Source organism: Vreelandella sp. 162(4c) (assembly GCF_058152265.1).
In genome coordinates, this window is sequence record NZ_CM176981.1 from 5,200,788 (window position 1) to 5,219,007 (window position 18,220).

Genomic DNA, 18,220 nt, shown 5'->3' on the forward strand with positions numbered 1-18,220 from the left:
GTCACTCCTGGACGTTAGCGTTATTTGAAGAGCCGGTATGAGCACGCTGAGCGGCTCGACCTCGCGGGCCGTGAAAGTAGTCTTGAACCCATTCATCGTCGGTATCCGCCACTTTATCGATGGTATCCACCACCAGCACACGTTTCTGTGAAAGTACCGCGACCTGATCGCAGGCAGCGTAGAGCGTATCCAGGTCATGGGTGACCAGGAAAACGCTGAAACCCAGCGCATCGCGAAGGGTGACCAGCAACTGATCGAAGGCCGCCGCGCCAATAGGGTCAAGCCCCGCCGTGGGCTCATCAAGAAACAGAATGTCAGGATCAAGCGCTAAGGCACGGGCAAGGGCGGCGCGCTTGACCATGCCGCCAGACAGCGACTCAGGAAACTGCAGCGCGGCCTGTGGCGGCAGCCCGACCAACGCTAGCTTTACCCTGGCAAGATGCTCGGCGTCTTCACGGGGTAGCCTGGCGTGTTCAATTAGCGGTAGGGCAATATTTTCTTGCAGGTTCAACGAGCTGAACAGCGCACCGCGTTGAAACAGTACACCAAAGCGCCGCTCTATTTGACTGCGCTGTGCCTCGTTAAGCTCGTTAAGGGTTGTGCCTAGGACTTCAACCGTGCCGTCATTGGGGCGCTTCAAACCAACGATGCTGCGTAACAGCACTGATTTACCGGTACCAGAACCGCCTACAATGCCGAGGATTTCTCCACGTTCAAGGGTTAGGTCTAAGTTTTCGTGAACCACATGAGCGCCAAAGTGGTTCACCAAGCCTCGAACCTTAATGACCGGTAGGTCGTTTTGCTCTGTCGGTTTATCTGAATTGATCACCAGCCCATCTCCATAAAGAATAGCGCGGCGACGGCATCAATCAGAATCACCATAAAAATCGACTGAACGACGCTTGACGTAGTGTGTTCTCCCACCGACTGCGCACTGCCGCTGACCTTAAAGCCTTCAAGGCAGCCGATAACGGCGATCACAAAGGCAAACACCGGTGCTTTGCTAAGCCCTACCAAAAAGTGTGTCACCGATACGTCTTTTTGCAGCGTGGCCATGAACTGGGTAAGTGAAATATCCAGTGACAAAGAGGTGACCATGGCACCACCCGCTAAGCCGCTGAGCATGCCCACAAACGCTAGCATGGGCAGGCTAATTAACATCGCCATTACCCGTGGCAGCACCAAAAGTTCGATAGGATCTAGCCCTTGGGCCTGCAGGGCATCAATCTCTTCATTGGATTTCATGGCGCCGATCTGGGCAGTAAAGGCGCTGGCGGTTCGTCCCGCTAATAAAATTGCAGCAAGCAGAACGCCGAACTCTCGCAAGAATGAGAACGCAACAAGATCGATGGTATAAATCGTGGCGCCAAAATCCTGCAAAACGGTAGCGCCAAGGAAAGCCACAACGGCACCCACCATAAAGGTGAGTAGCGCGACGATGGGTACGGCATTAAGACCGCTCTGCTGAATATGGGCAACGGTGGCCGTTAGGCGCCAGTGGCGTGGCCGCAATGCCAGATGGAATAGGGTAGCCACGACGAGACCAATAAAGGCCAGCAGCTGGCGCTGCTGAGACCAAAGCCCCGCCATGTGTTGGCCCACGCTGGCAAGCGCTTGGCTAATACGCGAATAGGAGGGGGGATCAACGTCAAGCGGCGCTTCCATGGCTTCGGCAATACGCACCAGCAGCGCCTGCTGCTCTTTCGGCAGTTCTGCTGCCCAATCCGCTACCGCCTGTGCTTTCTCAACGCCAATCAGCTCTACAATGAGTATGGCACCGGCGGTATCAAGGCGAGTTATTGCGTCTAACGAAACCGTCGCACCCGTTGGCTTGCCAAGTTCGGTTCGAGTTTCACTGTGATTAAGCGCCGCTTTGATATAGCGGTAATTGGCAAGTGTCCACTCGCCTTTAAGGGTGACTGTTTGATCATGACGCGCTATCCACTCGCTTGGCATCCCCACTCCTCGGCGCTCTTGGTATCGCTGCGCTTGTTTAGAAGTCTATGATGCATTCAAACGGGCGTTAGTTAAAGTCTCCCTAGCTTGAATTTACCTTGCCGAGCGGTTTCTTGGCGCTAGTTCCTGCTTAATCTGATTAGCGACTTCTTTGAGACGTGGGCCTAAGTTATTAACCAAGCGGTCGTGATCCAAGCGCAGGCTGGAGCCGCCGCAGTTAATCGCCATGACCTCGGCGCCATCTTCTAAAATTAGCGGCATCGCCACCGCGCTAATATCGCGCTGCCAATCCTGCTCAGAGAGACAAAAACCGTACTGTGCATAGTCTTTGAAACTCTGTTGTATACCCGCTTCATAACGCGGCCAGTCGCTACCATACTCGCTGGCCAACTCTTGGAGCACCTGCTGGCGCCGTTCGTCAGACAAACCGCATAGCCAGGCACGACCAATGGCGGAAGTGGCAATGGGCAGGCGGGAGCCCGTGTCCAGGCGAATGATTAGCGGGCCATGGCCGTGGCAGGTTTCCAAATAAACCATGTCACTGCGGTCGGCCCCGCCCAGGCTAACGTTACAGTCGGTGGCATCAGCAAATTTCTGCAGATGCGGGCGAGCAATTTCGCGAATGCCCATATTGGCGAGAAAGCGATATCCCAAGGCTAAGACACCTGGCCCAAGGCGGTACTTTTCCAGGTGGGTATTGTGTTGGAGATAGCCCAACTGCGTCAGGGTATAGGTTAAACGTGACACCGTCGGGCGAGGGATACTTGTACGGTTGGAGAGCTCAGCATTGCCTAAATACTCTTCACCTGCGCCAAAGGCGCGCAGCAACTCTAGACCGCGCGCAAGCGCTGTCACAAAGTTACGATCTTTTCCTGGCAACTGCGAGTCGTCAGCATCAGTGTCGGTGGGGTGCATTCAATATCCCAACAATAGGTGGCTTATGGCGCCCAGTATCGCATATCTACTTAGACGCAGCGTTCATGCCTATCAACGAAATAGCGGCTGTTTGACGCTAAATCAGCCGTCCAGACGCTCGATAATCGTGGCAATGCCCTGACCGACGCCGATGCACATGGTGACCAACGCATAGCGCCCACCGGTCGCTTCAAGCTGTCGGAGAGCCGTAAGCGCCAAGCGTGCTCCTGATGCCCCCAGAGGATGACCAATGGCGATAGCGCCGCCGTTGGCGTTCAAGCGTGGATCATCAACGGAGAGACCCAACTGCTGCACGCAGCCAAGCACCTGAACGGCAAACGCTTCGTTGATTTCAATCACATCCATCTGCTCAAGGGTAAGCCCTGCACGCGCCAACGCCTTTTGTGAAGCGGGTACTGGCCCTAACCCCATAACCCGCGGAGCCACACCGGCAACGGCGCTGGCGACAATGCGCGCGCGCGGCGCTAGGCCCACACGTTCACCGGCGGCCTTGGTGCCGACAATCATGGCAGCGGCGCCGTCATTCAGGCCCGAGGCATTGCCGGCGGTGACCACGCCACCCTCGAATAGCGAGCCCAGTCGGGCCAGTTTGTCTTCGCTGCTTTGTGGGCGGGGGTGTTCGTCTTTTTCCACCAACAGTGGCGGCTGTTTACGCCCTTGGGGCACCTCTACGCCAAACATCTCGCCGTCGTAGAAACCTGAGGCCAGCGCTTGGGCGTAGCGGGCCTGAGAGCGGGCGGCAAAGGTGTCGCTTTCATCGCGGCTAATATTCAGGTCGTGGGCAATGTTATCAGCAGTTTCCGGCATGCTGTGGCTGCCGTACTCCTTAGCAATCCAGGGGTTGGGAAAGCGTGAGCCAATCACCGTGTCGTACAGCGGCTGGTTGCGGGCATAGGGGGAGTCCGCTTTACCCAACACATAAGGTGCACGGGACATGGACTCAACGCCGCCTGCTAAAAACAGCTCGCCTTCACCTAGCCGTGCCGCCCGGGCCGCATCCATCATCGCTGCCAAGCCACTGCCGCAAAGCCGGTTAACGGTTTGCCCTGCCACTTCGATGGGCAGACCTGCCAACAGTGCGCCGTGACGGGCTACGTTTCGGGAGTCTTCCCCCGCTTGGTTGGTGCAGCCTGCCAGCACCTCTTCATAGCTTGCTGGCGCGAATGGGTTGCGGGCTACCAGTGTTTTAAGCGTCAGCCCCAACAGCTCATCTGGGCGAATAGCCGCTAAGCTGCCACCGTGGCGACCAAAAGGGGTACGTAAACCGTCGTAAATATAGGCGTCTTGCATGGTGATGCTCCTTGTTATTGGTAGGGTTAAGCGGCGGTTAACGACATTTGCAGCGCGGCGCGGCGGCGCAGCCAGGGGCTAGGCCGATAGCGTGGGTCGCCGGTGGCCTCAAGCAGGTTGGTCAATATCGTCATGATGCGCGTGGCTCCGTAATGGTCGCCCATGCGTAGCGGGCCGAAAGGGTAGCCCAAACCCAGCTCAACCGCTCGGTCGATCGTCGTGGGTTCTGCCACGCCTTGCTGGGCAATGTCGGCACCGACGTTGACGATGCAGGCAATAATGCGCTGAAGAACGAAGCCGTTGCTGTCCTGCAGAGTGCTTACCGGCGTACCGTTATGATTGAGCAGGTTTTGCGCTGCTTGAATGAAAGTGGAGTGGGTAATAGGCGTAGCCATGAGGCTACGGCGTTTATCGAGTCCTGCGAGCATATCCACCGCCACACACTGCTTGGCATCTAACCCCTGGCGCAGCGAACAGCTGGTGGCATCTTCGCCGAAAGGGGTAAGCAGACAGAGCGCCTGTTCAGTGGGCTGCGTGCCGGTTTCTAACGGCCAGCCCGCCGCATTCACCAGCCCGGTGAGTGCTTTGGCGCTCTCGGGGTCATCCTGGCTAATCCATACCGGGCAAGGTGAGGTAGGCTTGATGACAGGCTCATCCGGCATCTGCTGCTTGCCTTCCTCGTAGCGGTAAAAACCTTCGCCAGTTTTACGCCCCAGCAAGCCCGCGGCCAAGCGCTGTCGGGTTAACGGTGAAGGGCGAAAACGTGCTTCTTCATAATACTGGTGATACACCGACTCCATCACGGCGTGGGAAACGTCCAGCCCGGTAAGGTCAAGCAGGGTAAAGGGCCCCATCCGGAATCCGCCCTGATCAACCATAATACGGTCAATGGTGGCCGGGTCAGCGACGCTTTCGCCTAGCAGTCGCAGCGCTTCAGTACCGAAGGCACGCCCGGCATGGTTAACCAGAAACCCAGGTGTATCGGTGGTTTGGGCCGTAAAGTGGCCCATGGCTTGTCCTAGAGCATTGACCTGCTGAGTCACCTCATCGGTGGTACGCAAGCCCGGGATGACCTCGGCAATCTTCATCAGCGGCACGGGATTAAAGAAGTGAAAGCCAATAACCCGCTCAGGGTGCTGGCAGGCGGCGGCAATGGCCGTGACGGAGAGTGAAGAGGTATTGGTCGCCAACACAGCCTGCTGGCTGAGGATTGCTTCTAAATCGCTAAACAGCCCCTGCTTGGCCTCCAGCTTCTCGACAATGGCTTCCACCACAATATCGCAGGGAGCGAGCGCGGCAAGCTCGCTGGCTTCAATCAACCGTTCACTATAGTGCTGCGCCTGTTCTGCGTTAATGCGCTGCTTTTCGACACTTCTCTGCCATAAGCCATTAATAAAGGCTTTCGCTTCTTGTGCGGCATCCTCTTTAACGTCAAAAAGTATGACGTCTAGACCGGCCTGGGCAGCCAACTGTGCGATGCCACGTCCCATGGCGCCGGTGCCGACGATGCCAAGCGTGGTAAAGGGGGGAGGTGTTGATTCGCTAGCCATACGCTAAGTCCTCTCTGCAAATGGGTACATATTTAGCATTGTGATTCTGCATTGCAAAATAGTGTTTCAATTATTGACTGCCATCCTAGGCTATGCAAAAGTGCCTGACAAGAATAGTGGACAATAGTTTTGCTATGCAAAATGCACGCACTGTCCACGCCCAGCGCTACTTCGAATGATAACTCTAACTATAAAACCCGTTGCCACCAGGAGCCGTCATGATTCGCGATCCCGAATTAATTAATCAGCTTGTCGATACCATTGCCCGTTTTGTCCGTGAGCGCTTAATTCCTAATGAGGCACGCCTAGCCGAAGAGGATGCAGTACCCCCGGAAATTCTTGCGGAAATGAAAGAGATGGGGCTTTTCGGGCTATCGATTCCAGAAGAGTACGGCGGCCTAGGCCTGACGATGGAGGAAGAAGCGCTGGTGGCGATGGAGATTGGTAAAACCTCGCCTGCCTTTCGCTCGGTGTTTGGCACTAATAATGGCATCGGCGCCCAGGGTATTTTGATTGATGGTACTGATGAGCAGAAAGCCAAGTATGTGCCACGCTTGGCCACGGGCGAGATTCTTAGCTCGTTTTGTCTCACCGAGCCCGATTCCGGCTCCGACGCCGCCAGCCTGCGCACGACGGCGGTGCGGGATGGCGATGACTATATCTTGAACGGCACCAAGCGCTATATCACCAACGGCCCAGAAGCCGATCTGTTTACCGTGATGGCGCGTACTGACCCAGAGAATAAAGGTGCGGGCGGGATCTCAGCCTTTATCGTCGAAGGTAACACGCCAGGGCTGGTACGCGGCCCTGCGGATAACAAGATGGGCCAGAAGGGCGCCCATACCTGCGATATTATTTTCGACAACTGCCGGGTGCCCGCTGAAAATATTATTGGCGGGAAAGAGGGACAAGGGTTTAAAACGGCGATGAAGGTGCTGGATCGTGGGCGGCTGCATATTTCGGCGGTCTGTGTAGGCGTGGCCGAGCGCTTAGTGGAAGAGTCGCTGCGCTACACCATGGAGCGTAAGCAGTTTGGCGCGGCGCTTGCCGAGCATCAGCTGATCCAAGCCATGTTGGCGGATAGCAAAACCGAAGCCTATGCAGGCAAAACCATGGTGATGGACGCTGCACGGCGTAAAGACAATGGCGAAAATGTTTCGACACTGGCCTCCTGCTGCAAACTGTTCTGCGCCGAAATGGTGGGCCGTGTCGCAGACCGCGCGGTGCAGGTTCACGGTGGGGCGGGTTACATGTCGGAATACGCGGTTGAGCGTTTCTACCGCGATGTGCGGCTATTCCGTATTTACGAAGGCACCACCCAGATTCAACAAATCGTCATTGCTCGCAACATGGTGCGGGAGGCGTCCTAATGGCTTTATCGGTTTCCTACCAAGCGCCGGACGAGGCTATTTTTGGGCGCCTTGCCAGCGAGCTGGTGGCCGAGCTTCCCGAGCGCCTCAGTACCCGCGTGCTTGAAAATGCCAAGCTGCTTGGCGAGCACCCGGCTATAGTGGATGGCACTGTGCGCTGGAGTTATGCGGAGCTTGGTCAAGAAATACACGCCGCTTATGGCTGGTTAAGCGCATTGGGCATTCGCCCTGGCGACCGGATTATGACGGTGAGTGAAAACTGTCGCGCTCTGGTCGTGCTGCTGCTGGCCGCCAGTGAATTGGATGTCTGGGTAGCGATTGTGAACTCGCGCCTGTCAGCACAGGAAGTTGACCTGATTCAGGGCAACTGCCTGCCCCGGCGAGTCTTCTATACCTGTGAAGCATCCCCAGAGGCGTGCCAGCACGCCGAGCGCCACGCGGCTGACCGCTACCAACACCCTCAGTTGGGTGGGCTGGCCATTTCGCCGCTGTATGACAGTGAGCCCGAGCCGGTCTGCGCGAGCGGGGCCGAGCAGGTGGCGGCGATGATCTACACCTCAGGCACCACTGGCACACCTAAAGGCGTCATGCTGACCCATCGTGGCATTCTGTATATTGCCTCAATCTCTGGGGGCATGCGTCATTTAAGCGAAGGGCAGCGGGTCTACGGCGTGCTGCCCATGTCTCATGTGTTTGGCCTCTCTTCGGTATGTATGGGGTCGCTCTATAACGGCGCCTGCCTGTATACCGTGCCGCGCTTCGATGCCGCCCATATGTTGGCGACGCTAAAGCAGGAGCACATTACCGTTCTCCAGGGAGTGCCGGCGATGTATGCCCGGGCGTTAGAGTTTTTAAAACGTGAACAGCGCCCGTTAGAAGCGCCTGATCTAATTTATATGTCAGCAGGAGGTTCACCGTTAGATAGCGACACCAAAGTGCGGGTAGAGGCAGCCTTTGGGCTGACGCTGCATAACGGCTACGGTTTAACCGAGGCCAGCCCTACCATCAGCCAGACCCGCATCGATGACCACCATGCAACTAGCACCGTTGGCCGGGTATTGCCTTTACTTGAGTACCGCCTGGAACCGCTTAGCGACAGCGGAACTGCCGAGCAGCCTGGAGATGAAGTGGGTGAACTATGGGTGCGCGGGCCTAATATTATGAAGGGTTACTTCCGCCAGCCGGAAGCTACCCGCGCCACCCTAACCGAAGATGGTTGGCTCAATACCGGTGATATCGCCAAACTCGATCACCATGACCAACTCTATATTGTAGGGCGTAGCAAAGAGCTGATTATCCGCTCTGGCTTCAATATCTACCCGCCGGATGTGGAAGCGGTGATTAACGAGCACCCTGCGGTAACGCTTACCGCCGTAGTGGGGCGTCAAATCGCCGGTAATGAAGAAGTCGTGGCGTTTGTGCAGTGTGAGCCAGGCGTTGACGTTGATGTGGCGGAGCTAAAGGCGTTTATCGCCGAACGGTTGGCGCCTTACAAACGACCTACTCAAATTGTATTGATGGATACGCTACCTTCCACTGCCAGCGGCAAAATTCTTAAAGGGCGGCTGCGGGATTTAGCCCAGCAGGAGAGCGCCTCATGAGTTCTTCGCAAATACACAGGCCAGATACGCCTCAACAAGCACTTATGGGCTATCACGAGTTGCTAGGTATGCAGGTGGTTGAGTGGCAGCAAGATCGTGCCGTGGTGGAGCTCACTATCGAGCCCAAACATCTAAACCGCAGCGGTAATGTTCACGGCGGCGTATTGGCTTCAATGCTGGATAGCGCTTTAAGCCTTGCCGGTCTGCACTGCGACGTACCGGGCAATATACGCCGGGGAATGACGCTCTCATTAACCACGACTTTTGTGGGCCCCGCCCGGCAAGGTGTGTTGAAGGCAATAGGCACGGTGCGCGGCGGCGGACAGAAAATCTATATGAGCAGCGGTGAGATCGTTGATGAGAAAGGCAATTTAGTGGCCATGGGTGAAGGTTCATTTCGGCGCCGCAGTGGCAGTGAATCGTCTGAAGGCTTCCCGGAAAAAACACCCAGGGAGAAGGCTGAGTGAAACCAGCCCGCCTGCGGGTTTCTCTGTTACTGCTGGTCACCTTGGCAACGCTGTTTCATCTGGTGGTCGGCAGCCTGTTTTGGCAAGCCGTCGGGATTGCCGCGCTGGCGCTCTATCTATTAACGCTTGCTGGCAAGCTAACGCGGATGGCCAAAGGGTTACTGCTAGTCGCGGGGATAGTGTCGCTGTTAGCGCTCTGGCGTTCACCAAACCCAAGCCAACTGCTGTTTGAAGCCAGTGGACGTTTTGCGTTTTTTGCTACCTTTGTGGTGGCGTTGAGCATGCTACGTTTGCCGGCCTACCGTTCACGCCTGGTGCGTCGCTGTGGGCAAAGTATGCTGCTTCAACCGCCTAGCCGCCGCTACCCGATTTTATCGCTCGGCTCTGCGCTGTTTGGGATTATTCTCAATATCGGCGTGCTTAACTTATTTGCCGCCATGATTGAGAAGAGTAACACCCTAGGCGCAGCCCAAGGGCGTGCCTGGGTGCGAGAAGCTCGCCAGCGGCGCATGATGTTGGCGTTGCTACGCGGGTTTTCCCTGGCGCCACTGATCTCCCCTATGGGTATTGGGGTGGCGGTGGTGCTGTCTAGCCTTCCTCAGGTTACCTGGCTGGCGCTTGCGCCGTATATTTTGGGTGCCGCAGTGCTAATTTTTCTGGCGGGTTGGGCCGTGGATTTTCTCACCGGGCCACATCCCCCTGCCAATAAAGCCTTGGTAGCTGCCCCTTCATTGCGCCCGTTGGCCCAGTTCAGTGTGTTGCTGCTAGGGATTGTGGCGCTGGTGTTTAGCCTTGCCTGGCTATTAGAACTGCGCTTACCCATTGCCGCGCTTTTAGGTGCGCCCACGGGGGCGCTGGTTTGGCTTGCCTGGCAGCGGCGTAGGCTTGGCTTCGGTGGGCTGCCTGCCGCGGTTAGCGCGGTGCATCGTCAGTTGCCGTGGCTGCTTTCGCCCAGTGCCAATGAGATCGTGGTGCTAGGGGCGGCGGGCTATTTGGGGCACTTATGCGTTGGACTGGTGGACACTCAACAGTTGGCGCCGCTACTAACCGTGTTGAACCAGTGGGGCGCCTTCAATGCCGTACTGGCAATGCTGATGGTGGTAGGGCTGGCCCAGGTAGGCGTTAATCCTATCGTGACGGTAACGCTGCTGGTGGGGCTGCTACCGCAGTTAGCTATTGAGGGACTAACACCCGCACTGATAGGTGCATCGCTGATGGTGGGTTGGGCGCTGGCGCTAATGTCGTCGCCGATGACGGCATCAATGCTGATTTTATCCCGATTTACCGGTGTGCCCGCCACGCGTATCGGCTACCGCTGGAACGGCAAATTTCTGGTCGCCTCGATTCCGCTATTGGCAGCGTGGTTTGTATGGGCACCCTTTTAAAGGGGGGTAAGAATGCGGAAGCGCTTGACCTTTGTGCGGTGTTTTTTTAATGTCCTTGTTATAAAGTGAAACAGAATTCTGCTATGCAAAATTGAAACATGATTAAAGCAAGATTAAATATTATTAATCGCCAGGAGCACCCCTTATGAAAGTACTCGTCGCGGTGAAACGCGTCATCGACTACAACGTCAAAATCCGCGTTAAGGCGGATCATTCGGACGTGGATCTTACCAACGTCAAAATGGCCATGAACCCCTTCTGCGAAATTGCCGTGGAAGAGGCGGTACGCTTGAAAGAAAAGGGCGTGGCGACAGAAGTCGTCGCCGTCACGGTAGGGCCCAAAGCCGCCCAAGAGCAGCTGCGTACGGCATTGGCGCTGGGGGCAGACCGCGCCCTGCATATCGAAACCGACGAGCGCGCCGAATCCCTGGCCGTGGCCAAGCTGCTGGCCAAAGTGGTCGAAGAGGAGCAGCCGGGGTTGGTGGTGCTGGGCAAGCAGGCCATCGACACCGACAACAACCAGACCGGCCAAATGCTCGCCGCGCTGACCGGCCTGCCGCAAGGCACCTTTGTCTCGGAAGTGGAAATTAGCGGGGACGGAAGTGATAAAAAGCTTAATGTGACGCGTGAAATCGACGGGGGGCTGCAAACCATCGCGCTGACGCTGCCGGCGATTGTCACCACCGACCTGCGTTTGAATGAGCCGCGCTACGCCAAGCTGCCTGACATCATGAAGGCCAAGAAAAAACCGCTGGATGTGAAAACCCCCGCCGACTACGGCATCGAGGTCGCCTCCAAGGTCAGTCTGCTCAAAGTAGAGTCGCCCGCCGAGCGCAAAGGCGGCGTCAAAGTCGCCTCGGTAGACGAGCTGATCGACAAACTGAAAAACGAAGCCAAAGTTCTTTGATACAAGTACTTTGCTACAAGCGCTTTGAAAGGAGTTGATGCCATGAGCATTCTGGTACTTGCGGATCTACACGAAGGCCAACTGGCCGGCGCCACCGCCCACGTCGTGGCGGCCGCCCAAGCCATCGGTGGCGATATTGACGTTCTGGTGGCCGGTGAAGGCGTTCAAGCCGCCGCCGAGGCCGCCGCCAAGCTCGACGGTGTAAGCAAAGTGCGCGTTGCGGATAACGCCGTTTACGCCCACCAGCTGGCCGAGCCCATGGGCGCGCTGCTGGTCGAACTGGCCGATGGCTACACCCACGTACTGGCCAGCGCCTCCACCACCGGCAAAAACGTGCTGCCGCGTTTAGCCGCGCTAAAAGACGTCAGCCAGCTGTCGGACGTTATCGCCGTGGACAGCGCCGATACCTTTAAGCGTCCGATCTACGCCGGTAACGCCATTGCGACGGTGAAAAGTGACGATGCCCTCAAGGTCATCACCGTGCGCTCCACCGGTTTTGATGCGGTTGGCACCAGCGGCAGCGCGACGGTGGAAGCCGTCGACGTAGTGGTGGACAACAGCCAGTCCAGCTTTGTCAAAGAGGAGCTGGCGCAGTCAGATCGCCCCGAATTGGGCGGAGCCAAGGTGGTGATCTCCGGCGGCCGCGGCATGGGCAACGGCGAAAACTTCAAGCTGCTCGACGGCATTGCCGACAAGCTGGGTGCCGCCATTGGTGCTTCCCGGGCCGCGGTAGACGCAGGCTTTGTGCCCAACGATATGCAGGTTGGCCAGACCGGCAAGATCGTTGCCCCAGATCTGTATATCGCCGTGGGTATTTCCGGTGCCATTCAGCACCTGGCGGGCATGAAAGACTCCAAGGTGATCGTCGCGATCAATAAAGACGACGAAGCACCGATTTTCCAGGTGGCGGATTACGGCCTGGTGGGGGATCTGTTTGAGATCCTGCCCGAGCTTGAGAGCAAGCTGTAAATGCTTCTGGCATCCACGTATTGGTCGGAACAACCCGTAGCGGGGGTCTTTCGCCATGGCCGGAAAAAGTTCCCGACGTTTCTGGCATTTCCGCCATCCATGGCGGTCAGATGGCGAAAGTAGCGCCCATGGATGGGTTCACAGCGCCCCCGCGTAGGGTTGTTCCGACCATGCCATTGTAGTGTGACATCTTCTTGAAAGGCTCAGTGGAGCCTTTTGCAGTATTGCCTCACAATAACAACCAGCGAGTTTCCCATGCTAACGCGTCTAACCGCTTCATTAAACCTGCCGGTGATCGGTTCACCCATGTTTATCGTCTCCGGGCCAGAACTGGTGATTGCCCAGTGCCAAGCGGGCATTCTGGGTGCTTTCCCCGCGCTCAACGCCCGACCTGCTGACGTATTACGTGAGTGGTTACAGCAGATCACTCAAACCCTGGCCGACTATGACGCGCAGCACCCCGAACAACCCTCAGCGCCCTTTGCGGTGAACCAAATTGTGCACCCCACCAATGATCGTCTAGAGCACGATGTCGCGTTATGCGCCGAGTTCAAGGTGCCGCTGGTCATCACTAGTCTGCACGCGCCTAATCAAGTGGTGGAAAAGGTGCATGCCTATGGCGGGCTGGTGTTTCACGATGTGACCACGTTGAGGCACGCCAAGAAAGCGATCGATGCGGGAGTTGATGGGCTGATACTGGTCTGCCACGGCGCGGGCGGCCATGCCGGGCGGTTAAACCCCTTTGCGTTTGTGGCGGAGGTGCGCCGCTTTTACGATGGCCCGTTAGTGCTGGCGGGGGCGATTAGCAAAGGTGAACAGATCGTTGCCGCCCAGGCGCTAGGCGTGGACTTGGTGTATATGGGCACGCGCTTTATCGCCACCCAAGAGGCAAACGCTCAAGCGGCCTATAAACGGATGGTGCTGGACGCAGCGGCAGGCGACATTGTCTATACCAACCTGTTTACCGGCGTGCACGGTAACTATCTGCGGCAAAGTATCGAGCAGGCGGGATTGGATCCTGATGCGCTGCCTGAAGGTGATAAAACCGCTATGCGTTATGGCTCAGGGGGGAGCAGTAAGGCAAAAGCGTGGCGGGATATCTGGGGCGCGGGGCAGGGCGTAGGCGCTATTGCCTCTATGCACAGCGTGGCCGAAGAAGTGGCCACGCTGCGCCAGGATTACCAGAAAGCGTTAGATCATTTACGGCGGCTTTGACGAAACGCCGCCACCCGGGTGTGAAAATCTTCCGACGCCTTGCACTGATCTTGAAGCTCGCCCTCTAATTGCATCGTGTTATTTAGCTGGCGCTGGGCAGCTTCCCGTAAGGCGCGTTTGGTAGCGCTTAACGCCTGGGACGATTGACTCACCAGTGCTTGCGCCAACGACCAAGCTTCGTCTAGCACTTGGTTATCTTCGACGACGCGGTTAGCCAATCCGAGTTCGACGCAGCGCTCACCCGAAATGGGGGTTGCCAAGGCGGCCATTTCAAACGCCTGAGCATGGCCAAGCTGGCGCACCAGATGCCAGCAGGCACCGCCGTCAGGGATGAGCCCAATATTGATAAAGGCAAGCTTCAGGTAGGCGGAGTGGCCCATCACCACCATATCGCTGGCGAGCACATAGGAAACACCGATGCCCGCAGCCGCACCGCTAACCGCTGCAATCACCGGCTTATTCATTGCCATTAGGCTACGCAGGGCAGGCAGAAAGAGCGTTTCCAGCCGTTCGCTCGCAGGCTGAGACGTTGCCTTCTCAAACTCTGCCAGGTCAGCGCCGGCGCAAAATGCACTACCTTCACCGCGTAGAATCACACAGCGAACTTGCTCATTGTCCGCCACCGCCGCCAGCGCTTCATTGAGTGCCAGAGCGGTGGCTTCATTCAGAGCGTTGCGTACTTCTGGACGTGCAATGGCGACTTCGACGATACCGTTTTCAATAGCGCTGACAGTCACTAACTTGCCGACGTAATCTGACATGTATCGCTCCCTAATTAACTTTTCTGGCAACGTTCTCAGGCAACCTTTAACAGCTCGCTGACCGTTTCGAGATGGTAGTCGCTGTCGCCCAGGTAGTGATCGAACATCACCAGATGCTTGGCGTAGCTAGCGACATAGCACTCTTCGGTCATACCCATCGCCCCATGCAGCTGGATCGCCTGTTCGGCAATAAAGCGAGCTGATTCACCACAGTAGGCTTTGGCCGCGGCAATTTTGTAATCCCGTTCGCTTGCAGGGAGCGCGAGGCTAGTGGCGGCTAAAATCGCCATGGAGCGGGACTGCTCCAGGTGCAAGTGCATATCCACCATGCGGTGCTGCAGGGCCTGAAAGGTCGAAAGCGGTACGCCAAACTGCTTGCGCTCTTTTAAATAAGCGAGCGTTTGGTCGCAGGCCTCCTCCATTGCGCCGATGGCTTGGGCGCAGAGCGCTGCGCGACCAACAGCCAGTACCTCCGCTAGCACATCGCTAACATCTTCACTCAGGCAGTTGGTTAACGGCAGCGTGACGCTGTCCAGGGTCAGATCGCCGGCGGGCTGGTCGTCGATAGTGCGATATAGGTGCGTAGATGTGCCCGGTGCATCCGCTGGCACAATAAATAACCCTAGCTTGCCGCTGGCTAATTGAGCGCTGACCAGCGTAGCCGCAGCGGCTTCAAGGTTAAGTACCACGTGTTTTTTACCATTTAACTGCCATTGGTCGCCTTGCTGGGTAGCTTGGGTAGCTACCGTAAAGGCGTCGTAGCGGGCGCCAATCTCCTGCCAAGCAAGCGCCAACTGATGCTCACCTTCAAGCAGTGGGGCTAGCCACCGGGTTTGCTGTTCGCTGTTGGCGGTAAGCGCCAGTAATTGTCCGGGCAGCACTAGGCCAGCCAGATAGGGTTCGGGCACTAAGCCTCGTCCCAGTGCCTGCATAATAATCATCAGGTCGGTGCCATCGCCCCCTAGCCCGCCAACGTCTTCGCTGAAGGGCATATGCAGCAGTCCCAGCTCGGCAAAGGTGCGCCATAGTGCAGAAGAGCCGTTTGGGGCAGCGGCCAGCATAGTGCGGCGCTGCTCGGGAGAAATCTGGTCGGCCACCAAGCGGGTGAGCGTCTCTTCAAGCATGCGCTGCTCGTCGGTTAAAGCAAAATCCATGGTGACCTCACATGTTTAAAATGGTTTTGGCGACGATACTTTTTTGTATTTCATTGGCGCCGCCATAAATCGACAGCTTGCGACGATTGAAATACTGGGCGCTGGCGGCCGCGCTTTGGGCGCGCTCGTCATCCAGGCTGCCTTCGCCATGCAGGAAGTCGGGGAAGAATGGCAGCGCAGCAGGGCCCAGGGCGCGCCGGGTAAGCTCACTTAGCTCCTGGCGAAGCTCGGAGCCGCGCACTTTTAGCAGCGAGCTCTCTGCGCCGGGCACACCGCCATCTTGGGCAGCGGCAATCACGCGCAGGTTGGTCACTTCCAGCGCCATTAGTTCGAGTTCCGCTTTCACCACCCGCTGACGGAAGCTGGGTAGCTCCAGCAGCGGTTTGTCGCGATGCTGAATCCGGCTCGCCAGCGACTTCAAGTGGCGCAGCGCCTGCTTGGCGTGACCAAGCCCCGCAATCCCCGTACGTTCGTGGGTGAGCAGGAACTTAGCGCAGGTCCAGCCCTGGCCCTCTTCACCGACGCGGTTGTCGACGGGTACGCGCACGTTATCTAAAAAGATTTCGTTAACTTCGTGGGCACCATCAAGGGTAATAATTGGCCGCACGGTGATACCCGGTGTCTGCATATCAATCAACAGAAAGCTGATGCCCGCCTGCTTCTTGGCGTCTGGGTCGGTGCGTACCAGGCAGAACAGCATGTTGGCGTGCTGGCCCAGGGTGGTCCAGGTCTTCTGACCATTGACGATATAGTGGTCGCCATCACGCACGGCGCGGGTATTTAGGCCCGCTAAATCAGAGCCAGCGCCGGGCTCTGAGTAGCCTTGGCACCACCAATCCTGATTGCTCAAAATGCGCGGCAGGTAGTGCTGTTGCTGCTCGACAGTGCCGAATTTCATGATGACGGGAGCCACCATGTTAACGCCGAAGGGTACGACTGTAGGTGCATGGGCAGCAGCACACTCTTCGTCGAAAATATGCCGCTGTACCGGCCCCCAGCCTGGGCCGCCGAACTCTTTTGGCCAGTTAGACGCCAACCAACCCTGTTCGCTAAGAATATTCTGCCAGCGCAGGTAGTCATCAGCGCGCAGATGGCGGCCCAAGCGCACGCGCTGGCTGATATCGCTGGGCAGTGCATCGGCTAGAAAACGGCGAACCTGTTCGCGAAATGCCTGCTCTTCGGGGCTAAAGGTGAGGTTCATAGGGGGGTGTCCTTAAGGGTTGATTGACGGTGAGGCCCACCTAAGTGACGCGGGTATCCCAGTACTTCCACCGCCAACAAATCGATATCGCTCTCGCGGTAGCAGAAGCCGTTCTTTGCGATGCCGACGCTCGCCTGTTCAAGGGCAGTTTGTTTGTCGCTCGCTGTAGCCTGCTGGCTAGCAAGTTGCAGCGTATTCAGAAGGCTTTGCTGTCGGCTGACCACAACGTTTAACCGCAATGCTTTAAGAGTGAGTGCCGCTCGCTGTTGGGTAAGTGGCTCTGCGCTTAAGTTGACCAGCTCTACCATGCTGCCGTTTTCAGCAACGATAAGGCTTAGCGCGCTATCGCTGCCGCGGCTGATGCCAATGTTTTCTAGTGCGATGGTAGGGAGCGCTGTGCCTGATTCCCTCGCTGCATTTGGCGCCAACAGGTAAAGCTCAGTAGCGTTGTCTGGTGCACTGGTTAGGGTAATACCCGCCTTTTGTGCGGCTTTTTGCAGGCGCTCAAACAGTGGATCTTCGCCGATTAGCGCAACGTGTTTAAACGCGTCGGCTTTCTCAACCTCAGGCACCACATGGGGGCTACGCGCAGCGAAAAAGAGATGAATAAGTCCGGCGCGTTGAGGGGAGTCCATACAGGCCAAAAACAGCTCCCGCTCACGGCGCAGGCCGTCTTGGAGTGATTCAGCCGTCACAGAGGCCTCCACAGCTTCCACAATGCGAAACGGTGAGAAGAGTTCGGCAGCGTCTTGATTCAGCCGTTCCAACATAGCGGAGATTGCCTGGGGATTAGCCGCTGGCGCTGGCAGTTGGCCCGTAACACGTGCCATTGGGTTGTCTGCAAGCACTGCTTGGGCCACAGCTAAACCCGCTTCAAGCGGTGTTTCAGCACTGCTAATGGCGTCGATAATGCCTGCCTCAAGTGCTTCTTCTGCTTCCACAAAACGCCCGCTGGTGATCATCTCTAAGGCGCGCTCAACGCCTACTAAACGCGGCAAACGCTGGGTGCCACCAGCGCCAGGCAGTAGACCCAGCTTAACCTCCGGAAGACCCACCCGGGTTCCCGCCAGTGCCACTCGATAGTGGCAGCCCAAAGCCACTTCCAATCCACCGCCCAGGGCTGTGCCGTGCAGGGCGGCAATCAGCGGTTTTGGGCAGGCTTCCAGTTGGTTAATCACATCGGGCAGCAGAGGGGCTTGAGGCGGCTTACCAAACTCACGAATATCTGCCCCGGCAATAAAGGTGCGGCCATCGGCGAGCACGACCAGCGCTTTAGCATCTGCGTCAGCAACACCCTCTTTAAGCGCATCGACTAAGCCACTGCGTACCGCGTGACTTAAGGCATTGACCGGCGGGTTGGCTATTTGAATAACGCCTATATCGCCGTGACGCTGATAATGAACGGACATAGTTAGGCTCTCGTATTTCGCATGATAGTGAATTGAAAAGAGTACGCTT

The 18,220-nt window shown here is 57.0% G+C and carries 16 protein-coding genes; 7 read left to right on the forward strand and 9 right to left on the reverse strand.

Annotated elements, in window-relative coordinates:
• Position 1 precedes the first annotated feature (1 nt).
• The 5 genes from AC4EYZ_RS24005 to AC4EYZ_RS24025 form a co-directional block, all read right to left on the reverse strand.
• Positions 2–826, reverse strand: a complete 825-nt coding sequence (locus AC4EYZ_RS24005) for an ABC transporter ATP-binding protein (RefSeq protein WP_053857240.1) — start codon at positions 824–826, stop codon at positions 2–4.
• Positions 826–1,956 (reverse strand): MlaE family ABC transporter permease, encoded by a 1,131-nt coding sequence (locus tag AC4EYZ_RS24010; protein ID WP_022523323.1) that lies wholly within the window; start codon positions 1,954–1,956, stop codon positions 826–828. Before AC4EYZ_RS24010 ends, AC4EYZ_RS24005 begins: the two co-directional genes overlap by 1 nt.
• Positions 1,957–2,049: 93 nt before the next feature.
• Complete coding sequence (locus AC4EYZ_RS24015) at positions 2,050–2,871, reverse strand: IclR family transcriptional regulator (protein WP_022523324.1); 822 nt, start codon at positions 2,869–2,871, stop codon at positions 2,050–2,052.
• A 102-nt stretch (positions 2,872–2,973) separates the two neighbouring features.
• Positions 2,974–4,182: a 3-oxoadipyl-CoA thiolase gene (locus AC4EYZ_RS24020; RefSeq protein WP_022523325.1), complete on the reverse strand. Its 1,209-nt coding sequence runs from the start codon at positions 4,180–4,182 to the stop codon at positions 2,974–2,976.
• A gap of 26 nt (positions 4,183–4,208) precedes the next feature.
• Complete coding sequence (locus AC4EYZ_RS24025; protein WP_022523326.1) at positions 4,209–5,732, reverse strand: 3-hydroxyacyl-CoA dehydrogenase; 1,524 nt, start codon at positions 5,730–5,732, stop codon at positions 4,209–4,211.
• A gap of 218 nt (positions 5,733–5,950) precedes the next feature.
• On the opposite strand from AC4EYZ_RS24025, the gene AC4EYZ_RS24030 reads away from it, so the two are divergent.
• The 7 genes from AC4EYZ_RS24030 to AC4EYZ_RS24060 all read left to right on the forward strand — a co-directional run bounded on the left by AC4EYZ_RS24030 (position 5,951) and on the right by AC4EYZ_RS24060 (position 13,646).
• On the forward strand, positions 5,951–7,102 hold the full coding sequence (locus AC4EYZ_RS24030; RefSeq protein WP_022523327.1) for an acyl-CoA dehydrogenase family protein: 1,152 nt from the start codon (positions 5,951–5,953) through the stop codon (positions 7,100–7,102).
• The gene (locus tag AC4EYZ_RS24035) at positions 7,102–8,703 is read left to right on the forward strand and encodes a class I adenylate-forming enzyme family protein (RefSeq protein WP_009287813.1); all 1,602 of its coding nucleotides are present in this window, start codon (positions 7,102–7,104) and stop codon (positions 8,701–8,703) included. The genes AC4EYZ_RS24030 and AC4EYZ_RS24035 overlap by 1 nt, the downstream gene beginning before the upstream one ends.
• Complete coding sequence (locus AC4EYZ_RS24040; RefSeq protein WP_022523328.1) at positions 8,700–9,170, forward strand: PaaI family thioesterase; 471 nt, start codon at positions 8,700–8,702, stop codon at positions 9,168–9,170. The genes AC4EYZ_RS24035 and AC4EYZ_RS24040 overlap by 4 nt, the downstream gene beginning before the upstream one ends.
• The gene (locus AC4EYZ_RS24045; protein WP_022523329.1) at positions 9,167–10,555 is read left to right on the forward strand and encodes a hypothetical protein; all 1,389 of its coding nucleotides are present in this window, start codon (positions 9,167–9,169) and stop codon (positions 10,553–10,555) included. The genes AC4EYZ_RS24040 and AC4EYZ_RS24045 overlap by 4 nt, the downstream gene beginning before the upstream one ends.
• A 145-nt stretch (positions 10,556–10,700) precedes the next feature.
• Positions 10,701–11,462 carry an electron transfer flavoprotein subunit beta/FixA family protein gene (locus tag AC4EYZ_RS24050; RefSeq protein WP_089690926.1) on the forward strand — a complete coding sequence of 254 codons (762 nt, stop codon included), beginning with the start codon at positions 10,701–10,703 and terminating at the stop codon, positions 11,460–11,462.
• 42 nt (positions 11,463–11,504) lie between these two features.
• Positions 11,505–12,431, forward strand: a complete 927-nt coding sequence (locus AC4EYZ_RS24055; RefSeq protein ID WP_089690924.1) for an electron transfer flavoprotein subunit alpha/FixB family protein — start codon at positions 11,505–11,507, stop codon at positions 12,429–12,431.
• 255 nt (positions 12,432–12,686) lie between these two features.
• Positions 12,687–13,646, forward strand: a complete 960-nt coding sequence (locus tag AC4EYZ_RS24060) for an NAD(P)H-dependent flavin oxidoreductase (RefSeq protein WP_022523331.1) — start codon at positions 12,687–12,689, stop codon at positions 13,644–13,646.
• On the opposite strand, the gene AC4EYZ_RS24065 is transcribed toward AC4EYZ_RS24060, so the two are convergent.
• The 4 genes from AC4EYZ_RS24065 to AC4EYZ_RS24080 are packed head-to-tail and all read right to left on the reverse strand — an operon-like array spanning position 13,628 to position 18,171.
• Positions 13,628–14,407 (reverse strand): enoyl-CoA hydratase/isomerase family protein, encoded by a 780-nt coding sequence (locus AC4EYZ_RS24065; protein WP_022523332.1) that lies wholly within the window; start codon positions 14,405–14,407, stop codon positions 13,628–13,630. The two genes, AC4EYZ_RS24060 and AC4EYZ_RS24065, sit on opposite strands and share 19 nt — an antisense overlap.
• A 35-nt stretch (positions 14,408–14,442) precedes the next feature.
• Positions 14,443–15,561: an acyl-CoA dehydrogenase family protein gene (locus AC4EYZ_RS24070; RefSeq protein WP_022523333.1), complete on the reverse strand. Its 1,119-nt coding sequence runs from the start codon at positions 15,559–15,561 to the stop codon at positions 14,443–14,445.
• Positions 15,562–15,568: 7 nt separating this feature from the next.
• Positions 15,569–16,762, reverse strand: a complete 1,194-nt coding sequence (locus AC4EYZ_RS24075; protein WP_022523334.1) for an acyl-CoA dehydrogenase family protein — start codon at positions 16,760–16,762, stop codon at positions 15,569–15,571.
• Entirely contained in the window at positions 16,759–18,171 is a 1,413-nt protein-coding gene (locus tag AC4EYZ_RS24080; protein WP_022523335.1) for an enoyl-CoA hydratase/isomerase family protein, read from the reverse strand. Before AC4EYZ_RS24080 ends, AC4EYZ_RS24075 begins: the two co-directional genes overlap by 4 nt.
• Positions 18,172–18,220: the final 49 nt, after the last annotated feature.